Below are 14,783 nucleotides of genomic sequence, written 5' to 3'. Positions count from 1 at the left end.
GCCGTCGACCTACGCGCGAGCGATGTCATTCGGCCCACAGTCCACGACGGTCGGCGGCTGGGCGACTGACACGTTAGGCGCCGGAGCGGGTCATCTCGTCGCTGTGGCAAGCGCGGCGCGCAGCTCGCGGCGGGAGCTGATGCCCAGCTTGGTGAACACCTTGCGCAGGTGATACTGAACCGTACGCGCCGACAGGAACAACCGCCCAGCGATCTCCACATTGGTGTGCCCGTCCCGAGCCAGCTGAGCAATAAGCGCCTCCTGCGCGGTCAACGTGGTAACCGTCCCCACACTGCGCTTCCGCGCGGTCTCCCCCGCCGCGAACAGTTCCTGACGCGCCCGCTCCGCGAACCCTTCCGCACCCATCGCGGTCAGCTTCTCGTACGCCGTGCGCAACTGAACCCGAGCATCAGACCGCCTGCTCTGCCGCCGCAACCACTCCCCATAGAGCAGATGCGCGCGAGCCACCTGAGCACCGAACCCGGCGCGAACCAGGCACTCGATCGACTCCTGGTAGCCGCTCTCGGCGGCCTCACCCTCGCTGAGCAGCGCACGGCCACGAGCCTCCATCCCTACAGCCCAGTCGGTCGGAGCCGCGCTCGCGCGCTCGGACAACCACTCCAGCGCAGTACCGGCCAGCGCCATGTCCCCGGTCCGGGAAGCCGCCTCGAGCAGTTCCGGCACGACCAAGGGCCCCACGGCGATGACGTCGAGCTCGAAGCCCTGCTGGGCGCGCTCGACGGCGACCTGGTACCGGCCCAGCCCGTTGTTCAGGACCGCGGCGGCCAGCATCGCGTACGACATAGGCACCTCGACGTCACGGGCGCTCGCCACATCGGTCATGGCCCGGATAAGATCACCCACTCGTGCCTGGTCACCACGCCAGCCTGCCAGGAACAGCCTGATCACCCCGCCGGTCAGTCGGCCGGTCATCTCGAGGATCAGTTCGTTTTCCGCGAGAAGCCGCGCGGCCATGTCCAGCTCACCCTGGTGAATGTGGAACAGGGCCCGATGATGCAGCCCGAATTCCAGCGGTACGAGGGCACCGGCGTCCCGGGCGACCTGTACGTTCCAGGCGGTCAGAGTCTGCCACGACGGAAAGTCGGAAAGTTCCATGGCGAGAAGGCAACCGGCCGGGCGGGCTCCCGACCACAGCAGCCGGCGAGCGTGCTCAGAACCGACGTCCATGGCGAGGAAACGGCCGAGGGCCCGCGTCAGGGCCGGCGCGGCGACGGTGAACCCGTCTGTGAACCGCAGCGCCAGCGCATCGAGCAGGTCATCCACGGGACGGGAAGGCTCGGGGGCTGGCGGCGCGGCCAGGGCGGCCAGGGCGGCGTCCCGCCTGAGGCCGTGCCGGTCGCCGGTCCACATCGCGATCTCCCAGAGGGCCTCCAGGTAGGTCTCGCGCGCCAGGTCGACACTGAGCGGCTCGAACATCCGCGCCGCGCCGAGCAGCACCTGCCCGGCGTTCCGGTTCTGGCCCAGGGCTGCGGCGATCTGTCCGAGCAGGCGCTCGACGTCGGCGATCCCCAGTGCGTCCAGCGGCCCGGCCCGGGCCGCATCCAGCAGCTGCGCGGCCGCCGCGAACGCCCCGGCTTCGTGCTTGGCTCTGGCGGCAGTGAGCAGCCGACCCGCCCGGCGAGCCGGGTCCGGTGTCAGCAACGCCGCCCGCTCCCGGAACGCGGCCGCCGCCGCCAACCCCCCACGAGCCTGCGCCCGGCCCGCTGACAACTCCAGCTCGACCGCGATCTGCTCATCCAGCCCGACGGCAGCCTGAGCCCGATGCCAGGCCCGCCGATCCGGATCTACCACCACGTCGGTCGCTTCAGCCAGCACGGCGTGCACCGCCCGTTGCTCGCGCTGCGCAGCAGACCGGTAGATCGCGGAGCGCAGCAACGGATGCCGGAACCGCACGTGGGTACCGAACTCCGCCAACCCCGCCTCGACGGCCGGCTCCCCAGCGTCCTTCGGCAGACCGAGCCGGTCGGCCGCCCGCCAGACCAGCGACGGGTCACCCGATGGGTCAGCCGCCGCGAGCAGCATCAGTTGCCGGGTCGCGATCGGCATGACCGCAAGCTGGCGAAGGAAGCTGTCCTCGATCCGGCCGGCCAATGGCATCGCACCCGGCAACCCGAACCCACCCGCAAGCTCGTCCGGGGACATCCCGCGTGGCAGTTCCAGCAGGGCCAGCGGATTACCCCGCGCCTCGGCCACCAACAGATCACGGACCCGCCCGTCCAACGGCCCGGTCAACGCCGAATCCAACAGCGCCCGAGCCTCATCGTCCGCCAGGCCCTCGACCCTCAGCTCAGGCAGCCCGGCCAGCTCAGCACCAGGCTCACGGGCCCCGAAAATCAGCCCGACCGGATCGGCCAACAGCCGGCGCCCGACAAACCCCAGCACCTGCGCCGAGCCCTCATCCAGCCACTGCTCATCATCCACTACACAGATCAGCGGACGGTCACCCCCAGCCGCCGACAGCAGACTGAGCACCGCCAAGCCGACATGAAACCGATCCGGCGGCGGACCCGTGGCCATCCCGAACGCCGTGTGCAGGGCGTCTCGCTGCGGCGCCGACAGCCGCTCGGCGTGATGCAGCAGCGGCAGACACAGCTGATGCAACCCGGCGAACGCAAGCTCCATCTCCGATTGCACACCCGCCACGCGCACCAGCCCGCATCCCGCGCGAGACGTCCGGTCGGCCAAATGGTCCAGCAACGCCGTCTTACCGACCCCGGGCTCGCCGCGCACCACGATGGCACGACCCTGCCCGCCCTGAACCGCCGCGACCACCCGGTCAAGTACGTCCCGTTCGACCTGCCGGCCTGCCAGCATCCTTGAACGCCCCCCGCCTGCCCGGCTGAACCTGAAGATTCACGTCCCTCCGCGATCCGAAGGAGCACGCTGGTCAAAGGCTATCCCGCCGTGGGAGGCCGACTAAGATCGGCCGCGGCCCGGTCCTATCGGGTTGACTGGTCGGCGCGCAAGGCGCGAACGGCGGCGCCCTCGCCGCCGAGGGCGCGGGGGCGGGGCTCACTACTTCCTTCAAGGCCAAGATCTGCGCTCGACGCAGTCTGACGAACAAGCGCCCATTTCGTGAACTTCTTCTGCGGTCATTCCACGCCCGCGCTTGCCCTCATGATTACCGGCGCCATGTCTTCCGAATCGCCTGCCCAACCTCGGCAGTGTCCATGTGGCTGCAGCAAGACGTTAAGCAAAGCGTCTCGACACAGGCTTGCCCGGCAAGGGAACATGCGGTTCGCCGGCCGGTAGTACTGCCCGGATCGTCGTGCCGCGCCCGGGCGGGCTCATCACCTGCAGCTGGCCACCGCGCGCCTCGACCCGGTCGAACAAGCCGGTCAGACCAGAGCCGTTACCCGCGTGAGCACCACCTACGCCGTCGTCGCCCACCTCGACGTGCAATGCGCCGGCGCGCAGACCGGCACGAACCCAGACCCGGCCGGCATCGGCGTGCTTGACGACGTTGGTAAGCGCCTCAGCGATGATGAAGTACGCGGTGGTCTCGACCTCTACGGCCATCCGCGGCACTTCGACGTCGGCATCTACCAGCAGTGGCTGGTCGGCCAGCAGTGACTCCACGCCGCCGCGTAAGCCGCTGCGGGTCAACGCCGCCGGGAGGATCCCGCTGACAATCTCCCGCAGCTCGTCAGTGGCCCGCTGGGCGTGCAGGAGTGCTTCCTCAACGCGGTCGATGCTGGTCGGCATGTCGCCTTGGGTGAGGGACTGCCGCGCCAGCTTCAACGCGATGACGGTGTGGACCAGGCGTTGCTGCGCACCGTCGTGGACATCGCGCTGCAGCCGCCGTCGTGTCTCGTCAGCCGTCGACAGGACCCGTGCACGCGAAGCGACGAGTTGAGCGCGACTCGTCGCGTTACTCACGGCGGTGCCGACCAGATTGGCGAACCGCTGAAGGCGATCCTCGATGCCGGGCACCAGCGGCCCGTCGGCCGAGGTGGTAGCGAGCATCCCCCATACACAGCTCTCCACCACGATCGGCGCCGCAACCCCGGCAGTCAGACCGTGACGGCGGGCGAAGGCAGCGTTGGGCTCCACGTTGAAATCGTCCACCCGCACCGCCCGCGCCGTCCGCCGGACACGGTCCGGCATCGTGCCGGACGCGTACTCGATCCGGATTCCGGATGGCGTCGGCCCATCGCTCGGGCTGATCACCATCATCGCCGCGTCCTGTTCAAAGCGGACCAGGATCATCGGCTGACCGTCCAGAAGCTGCTGCGCCTCAGCGGCGACGGCCTCGAACACGGCATCCGACGGTCCACCACGGGCGACCAGTTCCGCAACCCGCAGCAATGCCGCCTGTTCATCGGCGAGCGCCTGAACGTCGGCCCGCGCCTGAGAACTGGCGACCGCTGTGCCGGCCAGCCCCGCGAAACGCGCCAGTTTCTCCTCGATCTGTGACGGCAGAGCACCACGCCCGGCCGCGACCAGAACGCCCCACAAACGGTCCTCGGCCAGGACCGGCGCCGCGGCACTGGACAGGAAACCACGACCGGAAGCCAACTGTGCCCACGCCCCCGACATGTCCGGCAGCCGGTCCGCGCGGGCCGGCCGCCCAGTACGCCAGACACGCTGAGTGGCGCCGTCGCCCTTGGCCGGGGCACGCAGGCCCACCGCGACACCCTCCGGCGGATCGTGCACCGCGACGACCTCCGTCGCCCCGTCGGGCTCGAAGCGCAACAGCGTCGTGAACCCGACACCGACCAGACCCGCCGCCTCGGTGACGACCGCTTCGAGCACCTCACCGGGTGGGGCGTCGCGCGCCACCAGCCCGGCCACCCGCCGCAGCGCGGCTTGCTCGGCGACGAGCCCAGCGGCAAGTCGTTCGATCTCCTCGCGGCTCTGGGCGTTGATCATCGCAGTGTCCGGCAATTCAGCCGAGACGGAGCTCTCTCGGCCGACGGCGACGATGTCCATGATGCCTCCGCGCAAGGTTGGCTCGTGTCTTGACCATCCTTTCTGCGACCGGCTGACATCGAGTCCGCCAAAGTGCACAGTCACGCCGGCCGGCGGTGGCTGAAGGGGGGCGGGTCAGGCAACCGCCGTGCTTTGCCCGGGGCGCCGACGGAGTCATCTCGCCGCTGGGGGTAGCGCGGCGCGCAACTCGCGGCGGGAGCCGGTGCCCATCTTGGTGAACAGGTTGCGCAGGTGGTATAGAACCGTACGCGCCGCCAGGAACAACCGCCCGGCGACCTCCTGATGTGCTACCCCGCGTCAGCCCGGCGATCAGGGCAGGCGTGCCTTTGAGGATTGCACGGGCAGCCAATACGAGTGAGCCCACCGCAAAGGCATGCACCCGCCTGGCAGGCTGATTCAGCGCGTCCGCCGGGGCGCCGTAGCGGCAACGTCTGGGTCGAAAGCGGACGCACACCCGAATAGCTGCCCTCAGGCCGACACCCCAGGAAGCATCCTAGGAATCACCCGAGTAAAGGGAGCTACCCTTCGGAACAACGAGCCCTTGACTCGCCAGTTCTACAATCGAGGACGGAACCAAACACATTTCGACCACACGGAAAAACAGTCAATGAAGGGCGGAGCCGATCTTTGGCCCCAACACTGGCAGGTTGCGAAGACACATGTTACAGCATCCACAACCTTTGTAGCAGGCTGCCTGTTCGCAACGCAAATCCCCCTTCCGCCCCAATGCTTCATCCCTCCGCGCAGAGCATCACCTTTTAGGTACACAATCGCATGCGACCTTTCCGCCCAGATGCAACCATGAAAGCACCCAACACTGACAGAGAGGGGAAACCGCATGCCGGGAAAGGAAATTTTTAGCCACGCGACGACCTACTAATGATCGACGAGGTTGCCGCCTTAATGAAAATCCCAGTGGGGACGCTGCGCAAGTGGCGATCCGCGGGAAACGGCCCCCAAGGCTTTCGGCTGGGGAAATACGTCCGCTTTCGCCGGTCATCCGTCGACCGCTTCATCGCCGACATCGAGGCGGCCCAAAACCAATAACCTGCCGGTTTGCTGGTGCCCCGGCTAGCTCTGGAACTGTCACAAACCGTTCCGTGAGGCCTCAAAGTAGCAGCGGCCTCGTTCACGCCCATCTGAGCGTCTCGAGCCGCGCACGCGAGACGGCGATGATCCTGAGCGCGAGCAAGTCCCCCCGGAGGGCGGGGGGACTACTTCGATCCACTCTTTGCCGCCGTGCTCAGTGAGACATCGCTGCATGGCATCGAGGTAGCGCAGGCCGAACCCTGCGAAGTATGGCGTGACGTCGTTCTCGACGTCACGTCCGTGGAGATGCACCATCGCTGGTTCGGTACCGCGCTCGAGCAGATATGCGAAAACGGCGTTTCCTGCTCGGTGCAGCGGACTGGTCGACGACCAGCGTCCGTTCAGATGTGCCAGCGCCTTCGGATCCTTGACCTCCCTGTCGGCGAGCGGCAGCCGTTCCAAACGGATGGCGCCGGCGTCGACAGCTTCAACGAGTTGCTCGCGATAGAGACGAGGCAGCCAACGCTCCATCCCGAGAAACTCGGGGCAGCATGGCGTCCCGGTCAGCTCTTGCTGCCGTGGGATCAATGGGGATTGCGTGGAGACGGTGCATCGCCGTCTGCAGGTCCTCGCCACGGCGCCACAGCAACGTCATCGGGAAATCGGCGTCGTCGTGCCGGTCGTACGTGAACTGCACGCCGCGTTTGCGGCCGACCAACGCCTGCTTGAACACCCGTCGACCGTCGTAGCCATAGCTGAGCCCTTGGACAAACTCGGCTTGCCACTGCTCGTCTCGGTGGGTGAACTCCACGTCCAAGTCTACGTCTCCCGGTTTCCACTCGTGGGCGAAGTTGTGCCGCCACCGATGCGCATGGACGTTGTCCACCCCAGCCAAGACGCCGCGCCGTCGGAGCATGAGCTTGATGCCGTTGCTCGACAGCGGCACCGCGCCTCGAGCCGGCAGCCACATCGCCGTCGACGGGGCCGCCTTGCGCCGGCTGCGGGCCCCGCAGGAACTTGGTCACCGCGTGGCCGGTCTTCGGGCCGAACCGCACCCGGCGGTCCTTCATGCCCTTGCCGTGAAACAGCAGCGAGTCGCTGTTGAGGTCCACGTCCTCCAGCTGCGCCCCGGCGACTTCCGACAGCCGTGCCCCGGTGTTGTAGAACAGCCGGATGATGGCCTCGTCCCGCAGCGACATGTAGTCCTTGCCCTTGCAGGTGGCGAGGATCTTCGCGGTGTCATCGTCACCGAGGATCGGAATCAGCGTCTGGGCGGTCTTCGGCTGCCGCACCCGTGCCAACGGGGACCGCTCCAGATCTTCTTCCTCAGTCAGCCACCGGAAGAACTGCTGCAAACCCTTGTGCTTGTCCGAAGCCGTCGACGCCGAACGGGTATGCACCATCCACGCCTGAAACTCCTCGATGTGCCCGCGCTCAACCTCCGTCGGATCCTCCGCCGCGTCCTCGGCACTCAGCCGCCCAGCGTTGTCGACCAGGAACCGGCTCAGCTGCGCACCGGCCAGCAGGTAGCTGTATCGGGTGGTCTCCGAGTAGTTCCCGGAGCGCAGCATCCGGTCCCAGTCCCGTAGGTAGTCGAACCAGGCGGGTGGCAGATCGTGACAGACCTTCTGCAGATCGAGCACATCCACCTCGCAGACGTTCGCCGAGCCCATGCGATGGACTCCTTGACTACGTGCAAGGGCACGTAGCGGCGCCACACATCCTCACGCGCGGCGCTCCTTCGATCATCGGAGCTCCCCGCAGCGGCCGGAAGTTGTCCGCGGTTGTCTTCCCCTATCCCCTCCCCTGCCGCTCCCGCGTCCTCGGCTGTGCGTCGGCCGACACGCGCCGCCGCAGCCGGTGGACCTGATCAGACCTTCTCGCCGATGCCCATCTGCACCTGCAACTCCTGCGCCCGCTCCGCCGCCGCGCTGGCACCGTAGCGACGGGGCATGTCGTCAGACGCCCACCCGAGCAGCAGCATGAGATCGCCGGTGTTCCCGCCGGCCCGATGCCATTCATGGGCGAAGTTGTGCCGCCACCGATGCGGGTGCGTATCCGTCACCCCAGCGGCAGCCCTACGGCGTTTCAGCATGATCTTGATGCCGTTCGGGGTCAACGGACGGCCACCTCGTTCCGCCATCCACAATTGCGGCACATCGGCGGCGCCTTTGCGTTTTGCGCGGGCCCGCAGATAGCGTGCGATCGCCCGGGAGGTCTTCCGTCCGAACCGGACCCGCCGGTCCTTGGCACCTTTGCCATGGAGGTGGACGGACTCGGTGTTCATGTCCAGATCGGTCAGCAACAGATTCCCGATCTCCGACAGCCGGGCACCGGTGTTGTAGTACAGCCGGATCAGCGCCTCGTCCCGCAACGCCATGAATGACTTGCCCTTGGTGCCGTCGAGCAGTTTCTTCGTGTCGTCGTCGCCCATGACCGGGACGAGTTTCTGCGGGGTCTGCGGCTGCTTCACCCGCTCCATCGGCGACCGGTCGAACTCCTCCTCTTCGCGGAGGTACTTGAAGAACTGCTGGAGGCTCTTGTGCTTGTTCAGGGCAGTGGACGCCGAACGGGTTTCGATCATCCAAGCCTGGAATGATTCGATGTGCGCCTTCGTCACTAGGGTCGGGTCTTGTCCGGCGTCATCAGAGTCCGGATCGGGTGATTCGGCGGTCAGGTACTTCGCCAGTTGGGCGGCGGCCAGGAGGTAGTTGTAGCGCGTCGTCTCCGGGTGATTTCCGGCCCGCAGGGCACGGTCCCAGTCGCGCAGAAAGCCGGCCCAGTCACCCTTCTCCAGGCCTTCGCACAGTCGATCGAGCTTCAGTAGGGGCATCTCTCGTCACCTGCCGAGTCAAGAGGTCTACAAGCGGCGTGCTCGATCCCGGTGACGTCGTCAGACACGAAAAAGGGTCCTCGCAAGTCTGTGACCTGCGAGGACCCCTTCGCTGTCGGGCTGACAGGATTTGAACCTGCGACCCCTTGACCCCCAGTAGTCAGGCGGCCCAGCGGCATGCTCACGCGTGTTTTCCCTGGTCGCTGATCAGCATACCCGGCCGAGTAAAAGGGTCTATCGCCGTCGGCTACACACGCCGTCTGGCGCCGATCGTCGCATGCCCGGGGGGGGTCGTGTCCCAAGATCGACACAAACGATAGCCCATTAGGGCAGGTCGTCGACCTTCAACTGCTCATAGCGTAACCGCTTCGCCATCCTCCCTCCCCCAACAGAAGGACAGAGCGCGTGGCCTCGGCAGAACCCTTGGTTCGGGATCGGCCGGCGGCCAACGGCCGCAGTACAGGTACAGCGGTCGCACATTCAGCGGATCACGCGCCCGCGCGTCGTGCGAATCGATTGCCGGTCGTGGTCAGCGCGGCGGTCCGCGCCGTCGCGGTCGGCTACTGCTCCCCGACCGCAATCATCAGATGCGCCACTGGTGTCCCGGGCCATGACCCCGTTGATGCCGGGATTCTTCCTGACCAGCGTCCGGCTCCGAACGACGATCCTTTAGCAATAGCAAGCGCTGGATACGGACCTGTGCCGATTCTGGCGCTTAGTCCCTCAGGCGTGCCGCCACGTGCCGCATCCTTGGGTGTGGAAGCCGTAGTCGGTGGACCGGATCGTGACCTGAACTCGGCTGGCTGCCATGACGAAGGCGTTGTCGATAACGTCGCCGTTGCGGGTCTGCCGTTCCCAGTAGCACCCGTCTACGTCGCGAGCGACGTAGGTGCCGGGCTTAATGTCCTTGCCAACCCGGTATGTGCCTGACCCGAAAATCCGTCCGGCTCGCTCCAATGAGTCCTCCTGGCGGCCACGCCGCAGTGCGGATTTCCATTCGGCAGCGTATGGGTGATTTGGGCAGAGCGTCAAGGTTGCGGTGGTATTCGCGAAGTTCTCCTTACCGATCTTGAAACCGGGTTGAGTGAATACGTCATCAGGATCGACGGCCGCGCATTCCTCGTAGAAGAAGCCGATGTCACCGTCACGCCCGGCCAGGCGATCTACGGCCTTCTCGACGGCCGTAATCGGCCTGATATGCACCTGACTGTTGTCAACCAATACCAGGTCACACGAGATGAACTTTCTACGCCATACCGACGAGAAGTCCGGACGGCCTTTCGCGCCGGACTGAACGGTCACCTCATGGTTGCCGTAGTCTTGACCGTGGCAGTCGAGGGTGACGGTGTTGCCCATTGGTGCCGGCGACGGCGATTGGGTCGGGCTGGGGCTTGAAGGCGCTTTGGGGCTGGCCGGCAGGACTGACACCGTTCTGCTTGGCGACGGACGTACTTGCGGCTCCGGCGAGTCGCGGCTGCAGCCGGCCAAACCCGTCATGGCTAGGAGCAGAGCAGAGCGCCCAGGGGGCTTCCGGTTCCTGGGCCAAATTCACCGGCGGAGGCCCGCCAAGATAGGGCTGAGACGCTGCGCGGGCGGCGGTTCCCCGCCCGGCGCTGGCCGTCCATGGCCGTCCGCCTCCGTTTGGATTGTCGCTGACCTAGCGGAGTCGGCTCGAGGCCGGGCGGTACCCCGTTACTTTGTCGCCGCCATCGCGCCGGCGGTGTCTGCTGTCGTCGCGCGGGTTCGAAGGGCCAGCCGTGCCGGAATTTGGCACGCGCTCCCGATTCCGTCCCGCAGCACCGCTTCTTTCTCCTGGCGCTGCGGGCCTCATCGTTATTCGGCTCACTCGCGCTGCGGAGCGCCAACTGAGGTGTAGACGTTCAGCAAGCCCGCCGTTGCGGCAAGCACCGCCTCAGCCTTCTCCCGGCTGAACGAGAAGCCGAGCGTTACCGTGTCATCGTGGTGCGCGGGCTGAGTGAGTGCAGCGGTGGCGTAGTAGAGCGCGGCCCACCGCTCCGCCTCATTCAGCTTCTCTGGGTCCGCTTGGGTCCTAATGGACTTCGCGGTCGGTAGCGGCGGCCCGATCCGCTTGAGGTTTTCCAGCACCCGCCGGCAGGTCGCGATGCACTGCTCCCAGCGCCCTTCTCCAAGCTGCGCGCGTGCTTGACGCAGCCGCGACACTGCCTGAGCCAAGGAGGGCAGATCTTCCATGCTGTCGGCGAGCGCGACTTGTGCGTTCGAATCCACGAACGGACCAGCCACTCGGATCAGAAGGCCGGTCTGCAGACCGACGCGATCGAGGACTCTCGCCCAGTCGAACGAACCGATGGACGCTGTGACCTGGTCCTCGGCCACAGGATAGAAACCTTCGCTGGGGTGTAGGAGAGTCGACTGGATGTCGATGCGAAGGTCTAACGACTGATCACTGCGCGCTTTCTCCAAAGCCAGAAGCTGGTCGTCGTACACCTGCACTGCGAGCCAGCTACTGGTTGACAAGGGGCGCAAGGTCAGCACCCGTGGCACGAGGGCTCCGACCCAGGGCGACGCTGGGCTGTTGTTGCACCACACGTCTCCCGTGATCAGCGTCTGGGCGACTTCCAAGCCTTTGAGCCAATCACCGCTGACGTCGAAGCTGACCCTGAGCAGATGGCCTCCCGGGCCCGGCATGATGTCTACGGGTCCATGCGAGAAGAGGACTTTTCCGCTTCCGTGATTGAGCGATCTGATCGGCATGGCAATGGTTTAGCACATCAGTGCGAGCGATGAAACTTGATTGGCATGCGGCAGCACAGGAGGCACACAGGGCTGGGATTCGACGACGAGGCTGAAGCCGTCGACCAGCGCGGCCACCACGGTCGGCCAGCCCAGTCCAGTCCCGGTGCCGGGCACGAGCGTCAAACGTGCCTCGTCACCCGGGCGCTACGGACTTGAAGATGACGCCGGCAGCGGTCGTCACCGACGCCGCGCTGGTCTATCCGGCCGTGCTCGAGGAGCCGGTGCCGTCGGCGTAGCTCCACGTCGAGCAGAACGCCAACAATCCGATCGAGGCCCATCACGACAAGCTCAAGCACCGACCCGGCGCTGGTCGCCTCGCCCGTCAACGGATCACCGCGCCGGCGCCGCGGCGAATAATCGCGAGACAAATCAGGCCATCCGGAGTGCGCGTCCAAGAACGGCTCGAGGTATCCGAGCGAGGCCAGCGCCGTTGCGTTGCGACATCGGTGGACGCGCCGATCTCCGCGAGGACAGGCGTCAGCTCGCTTCGGCGAGTTCGGTGAACGCAGCGGCGACCCACGCTGCCGGGTTGATGTCGACTGCGAGATCGTAATGGCCACGGCGCAGGTTTGGTGGAAGGCGTGCCCGGCGATCACGACCCGCGCTGTGCGATCGGTCTGTAGCCCGCGCATTGGTCGCAGTCGGCGTTTGAGTTGACGGTGGTCTGCTTCTATCGGGTTGTTCGCATACTGCTCGACGTGGTGCCACGCCGCCAGCACCAGTTCTTCGAGAACGGCCGGGTAGACCGGTGCCGCGTCAGTGACCACCTCGCTCGCGACCACCTTCAACATTCGGAGCGCACGCGTGAAGTCAACCGTCGCGCCCCTGGCAACAGGTGGTATGTCGATGAGACGTACGTCAAGGTCAACGGTGTTTGGCGGTACGTCTACCGCGTGGTCGACCAGTTTGGGCAGATCATCGACGTGCTGGTCTCGCCACGTCGGGATGCCGAGGCTGCCCGTCGGCTCTTCCGGCGGGCACTGAGCATGCTGAAGGTTAGGCCGAATAAGGTGGTCACCGACGCGCCGGCGATCTATCCGGCCGTGCTCGCCGAGCTGATCCCGTCGGCGTGGCACCACGTCGAGCAGTATGCGAACAACCTGATAGAAGCTGATCACAGTAAGCTCCAGCAGCGACTACGACCGATGCGCGGGTTGCAAATCGATCGGACAGCGCAGGTGATCATCGCCGGGCACGCCTTCATACAGAACCTCCGCCGCGGCCACTACGAGCTCGGTATCGATGCCACGCCCGCCGTGCGGGTGACCGCGGCGTTCACAGAGCTCGCCCGGGCAGTCTGAGCTCGGTAGAGCCGCGGTTCAACGCGTCCATCAATCCGACAACGCAACGGCGCCCGTGCAGGTCTCCGAAAGGCAGTGGACAAACTCTCATAGACCGGTGACACCGAATGTCAAGCGGGTCAGTTCTGCGGTGGGCGTGACGCCGAGTTCTCGGTGCAACTGGTCGTGGAATTGTCGGTAGCACCGCACCGCCTCGACGATGTTGTGCTCCGCGCGGTGCGCGATGATCAGCACGCGGACGGCGCTTTCCCGTAGCGGCTCCAGCCGAACGGCGGCCAGAGCGGCTTCGACGGCCTGGGCGTGGCATCCCTCCGCCGTCAGCCGCAGTGCTATCGCCTCCAGGGCGTGCAGCTGAAGTTGACGCAGGCGCTCCCGCTCGAACAACACCCAGTCGTCGTACCACCCCGGTAGCAGCTCACCGACGTCCACCATGCTGTGTTCGACGGTCTGCCGTTGTGCCGAATCCGGGCCCCGGGACACGTGTTCCAGGGCGCGTTGGGCCGATGTCACGAAGGCCGAAAGGTCGACCGTGACGACGGATGCGAGCGAGAGCGTCTCGTCGCCGACGACGATGGGTTCCTGGGCGGTCTGCCGCAGCCGCCACAGCGTCGTCCGGAGGCAGGCCTGGGCCTTCGTCTCGGAGACATCGGGCCACAGGTTGCCGGAGATCTCACTCCGGCTGGTCCGGCCCCGGACTCCCACGAAAGCCATCAGCCGGCGTACCGCCTTGGGCGCTGCCAGGGGGTGTCCGTCCTCTTCCAGGCAGAAGCCATCGAGCAGGCGGACGTAGTAGCTGCGGCCCGAGATCGGTTGCTCGGCATCGGGGCGTGATCCGACTCCGAGGGCGGCAGTGTGTGGTGACTGAACCAGCATCGCAACCCCCGGGCAGAGACGCACGCCCCCGTACGTTCGCCGTCGCGGACCGCGAGGTCAACCCAACAGTCGCCAGGCCGACTCGACGCGATCTCGGGGTCCGTGCTCCACCCGGTCGGTGGACAGGGGTGACGGGGTCGTGACGGCACGGTGACGGTCCGCGGGTGACCATCGTCGGCACAGCGGAAAGGGACCTCACCGATGACCGGACTCAATTGGACCGATGCTCAGCGAAGCCAGATCGAAGAGGCTGTCGACACCGAGATCGAGAACTCCCGCCTCTCCCACAAGGTGATCCCGGAGCAAGCACTTGCGGCCACCGTCCGGACCGTGGCGAGGAACCGCTTGGACTACGTCAACGGCACCATCGACGAAGAGCACGAGCCCTTGCGGGAGCTCTCCGAGGACTTCTTTCTCACCAAGCTCCAGACCGAGGACGCGGATCTTTCCAACGCGCGTCTGCGCGCGCGCCGGGCCGCTCAGCAACTCGCCCGCGAGGACGACGAGGCGGTCTTCCGTACGGCGATCCGGGACGCCGTCCTGCGGGGCGGGGACGGGTTCCACGCTCCGATCGACGTCCAGCAGCCGTTCCCCGACGGGCTGGTGGCCGCGGTCGCACGCGCCGTGGCCGCCCTGGACAGTCAGGGCTATCGCAACGGGTACGTGATCGTCGCCGGGCAGGAGGTCTACACCCAGTTGCACACCCGGGGACCCGGTGCGGCCGACTTCCCGCTCAAGGCGGTCGAGGGCCTGCTCGAGGGCGGGCCGGTGCACCGGTCGGGTGTGCTGCCGGACGACGAGGCTCTGGTGCTGTCGCTCGGCGGAGACGAGATCGACCGAGCGGTGGGGGAACCTCCGACCTTGGAGTTCCTGCGGATCGGTCAGGGAGAGACCCGGGAGTTCCGCCTCTACGAGCGTTTCCTGACGCGCTTCAAGCAGACCTTCTCGGTCGTCGTGCTCCGGCTGGCGCAAGCGGACGCGGAGGCATAGCAGCCGGACAAGCGCCGCTGGTGGACGGG

General features: G+C 66.5%; 10 protein-coding genes and 3 pseudogenes. 3 read left to right on the top strand and 10 right to left on the bottom strand.

What is annotated here, in order from left to right; genetic code table 11:
• Nucleotides 1–90: 90 nt before the first annotated feature.
• The 3 genes and pseudogenes from Aau02nite_RS35155 to Aau02nite_RS47950 form a co-directional block, all read right to left on the bottom strand.
• Entirely contained in the window at nt 91–2,835 is a 2,745-nt protein-coding gene (locus tag Aau02nite_RS35155) for an ATP-binding protein (protein WP_212992938.1), read from the bottom strand.
• A gap of 375 nt (nt 2,836–3,210) precedes the next feature.
• Nucleotides 3,211–4,953, bottom strand: coding sequence for a GAF domain-containing sensor histidine kinase (locus Aau02nite_RS35150; RefSeq protein WP_212992937.1), 1,743 nt, complete (start codon nt 4,951–4,953; stop codon nt 3,211–3,213).
• A gap of 153 nt (nt 4,954–5,106) precedes the next feature.
• A pseudogene (locus Aau02nite_RS47950) lies at nt 5,107–5,235 on the bottom strand (LuxR C-terminal-related transcriptional regulator); the annotation flags it as partial.
• Between the two features lie 597 nt (nt 5,236–5,832).
• Here Aau02nite_RS47950 and Aau02nite_RS47945 point away from each other — a divergent pair.
• On the top strand, nt 5,833–6,000 hold the full coding sequence (locus Aau02nite_RS47945; protein WP_212992935.1) for a helix-turn-helix transcriptional regulator: 168 nt from the start codon (nt 5,833–5,835) through the stop codon (nt 5,998–6,000).
• A gap of 39 nt (nt 6,001–6,039) precedes the next feature.
• Here Aau02nite_RS47945 and Aau02nite_RS35135 read toward each other — a convergent pair whose 3' ends face one another.
• The 6 genes and pseudogenes from Aau02nite_RS35135 to Aau02nite_RS47940 form a co-directional block, all read right to left on the bottom strand.
• Entirely contained in the window at nt 6,040–6,513 is a 474-nt protein-coding gene (locus tag Aau02nite_RS35135) for a hypothetical protein (RefSeq protein ID WP_212992978.1), read from the bottom strand.
• 53 nt (nt 6,514–6,566) lie between these two features.
• Entirely contained in the window at nt 6,567–7,655 is a 1,089-nt protein-coding gene (locus tag Aau02nite_RS35130) for a tyrosine-type recombinase/integrase (RefSeq protein WP_246595666.1), read from the bottom strand.
• Nucleotides 7,656–7,852: 197 nt separating this feature from the next.
• The gene (locus tag Aau02nite_RS35125; RefSeq protein WP_212992934.1) at nt 7,853–8,815 is read right to left on the bottom strand and encodes a tyrosine-type recombinase/integrase; all 963 of its coding nucleotides are present in this window, start codon (nt 8,813–8,815) and stop codon (nt 7,853–7,855) included.
• A 723-nt stretch (nt 8,816–9,538) separates the two neighbouring features.
• Nucleotides 9,539–10,171: an Rv1352/Rv1906c domain-containing protein gene (locus Aau02nite_RS35120; RefSeq protein ID WP_212992933.1), complete on the bottom strand. Its 633-nt coding sequence runs from the start codon at nt 10,169–10,171 to the stop codon at nt 9,539–9,541.
• 486 nt (nt 10,172–10,657) lie between these two features.
• A complete protein-coding gene (locus Aau02nite_RS35115; RefSeq protein ID WP_212992932.1) occupies nt 10,658–11,548 on the bottom strand; it encodes a hypothetical protein in 891 nt (296 codons plus the stop codon).
• Between the two features lie 677 nt (nt 11,549–12,225).
• Nucleotides 12,226–12,381, bottom strand: a pseudogene (locus Aau02nite_RS47940) (DDE-type integrase/transposase/recombinase); the annotation flags it as partial.
• Between Aau02nite_RS47940 and Aau02nite_RS35110 the strand changes: the two are divergent.
• A pseudogene (locus Aau02nite_RS35110) lies at nt 12,346–12,891 on the top strand (IS6 family transposase); the annotation flags it as partial. The pseudogenes Aau02nite_RS47940 and Aau02nite_RS35110 overlap by 36 nt on opposite strands.
• An 87-nt stretch (nt 12,892–12,978) precedes the next feature.
• Here Aau02nite_RS35110 and Aau02nite_RS35105 read toward each other — a convergent pair.
• Nucleotides 12,979–13,764, bottom strand: a complete 786-nt coding sequence (locus Aau02nite_RS35105; RefSeq protein WP_212992930.1) for an AfsR/SARP family transcriptional regulator — start codon at nt 13,762–13,764, stop codon at nt 12,979–12,981.
• A 201-nt stretch (nt 13,765–13,965) separates the two neighbouring features.
• On the opposite strand from Aau02nite_RS35105, the gene Aau02nite_RS35100 reads away from it, so the two are divergent.
• Entirely contained in the window at nt 13,966–14,754 is a 789-nt protein-coding gene (locus tag Aau02nite_RS35100; RefSeq protein WP_212992929.1) for an encapsulin, read from the top strand.
• Nucleotides 14,755–14,783: the final 29 nt, after the last annotated feature.

Source organism: Actinoplanes auranticolor, from assembly GCF_018332655.1.
In the GTDB taxonomy this organism is placed as follows: Bacteria; Actinomycetota; Actinomycetes; order Mycobacteriales; family Micromonosporaceae; genus Actinoplanes; species Actinoplanes auranticolor.
Note: the sequence above shows the minus strand (reverse complement) of the source record. Positions and strands in the feature narration are given on the sequence as shown.

Coding starts and splice junctions, on each gene's coding strand:
- Aau02nite_RS35155 (WP_212992938.1), bottom strand. CDS start 2,835: ATGCTGGCAGGCCGGCAGGTCGAACGGGACGTACTTGACCGGGTGGTC.
- Aau02nite_RS35150 (WP_212992937.1), bottom strand. CDS start 4,953: ATGGACATCGTCGCCGTCGGCCGAGAGAGCTCCGTCTCGGCTGAATTG.
- Aau02nite_RS47945 (WP_212992935.1), top strand. CDS start 5,833: ATGATCGACGAGGTTGCCGCCTTAATGAAAATCCCAGTGGGGACGCTG.
- Aau02nite_RS35135 (WP_212992978.1), bottom strand. CDS start 6,513: ATGGAGCGTTGGCTGCCTCGTCTCTATCGCGAGCAACTCGTTGAAGCT.
- Aau02nite_RS35130 (WP_246595666.1), bottom strand. CDS start 7,655: ATGGGCTCGGCGAACGTCTGCGAGGTGGATGTGCTCGATCTGCAGAAG.
- Aau02nite_RS35125 (WP_212992934.1), bottom strand. CDS start 8,815: ATGCCCCTACTGAAGCTCGATCGACTGTGCGAAGGCCTGGAGAAGGGT.
- Aau02nite_RS35120 (WP_212992933.1), bottom strand. CDS start 10,171: ATGGGCAACACCGTCACCCTCGACTGCCACGGTCAAGACTACGGCAAC.
- Aau02nite_RS35115 (WP_212992932.1), bottom strand. CDS start 11,548: ATGCCGATCAGATCGCTCAATCACGGAAGCGGAAAAGTCCTCTTCTCG.
- Aau02nite_RS35105 (WP_212992930.1), bottom strand. CDS start 13,764: ATGCTGGTTCAGTCACCACACACTGCCGCCCTCGGAGTCGGATCACGC.
- Aau02nite_RS35100 (WP_212992929.1), top strand. CDS start 13,966: ATGACCGGACTCAATTGGACCGATGCTCAGCGAAGCCAGATCGAAGAG.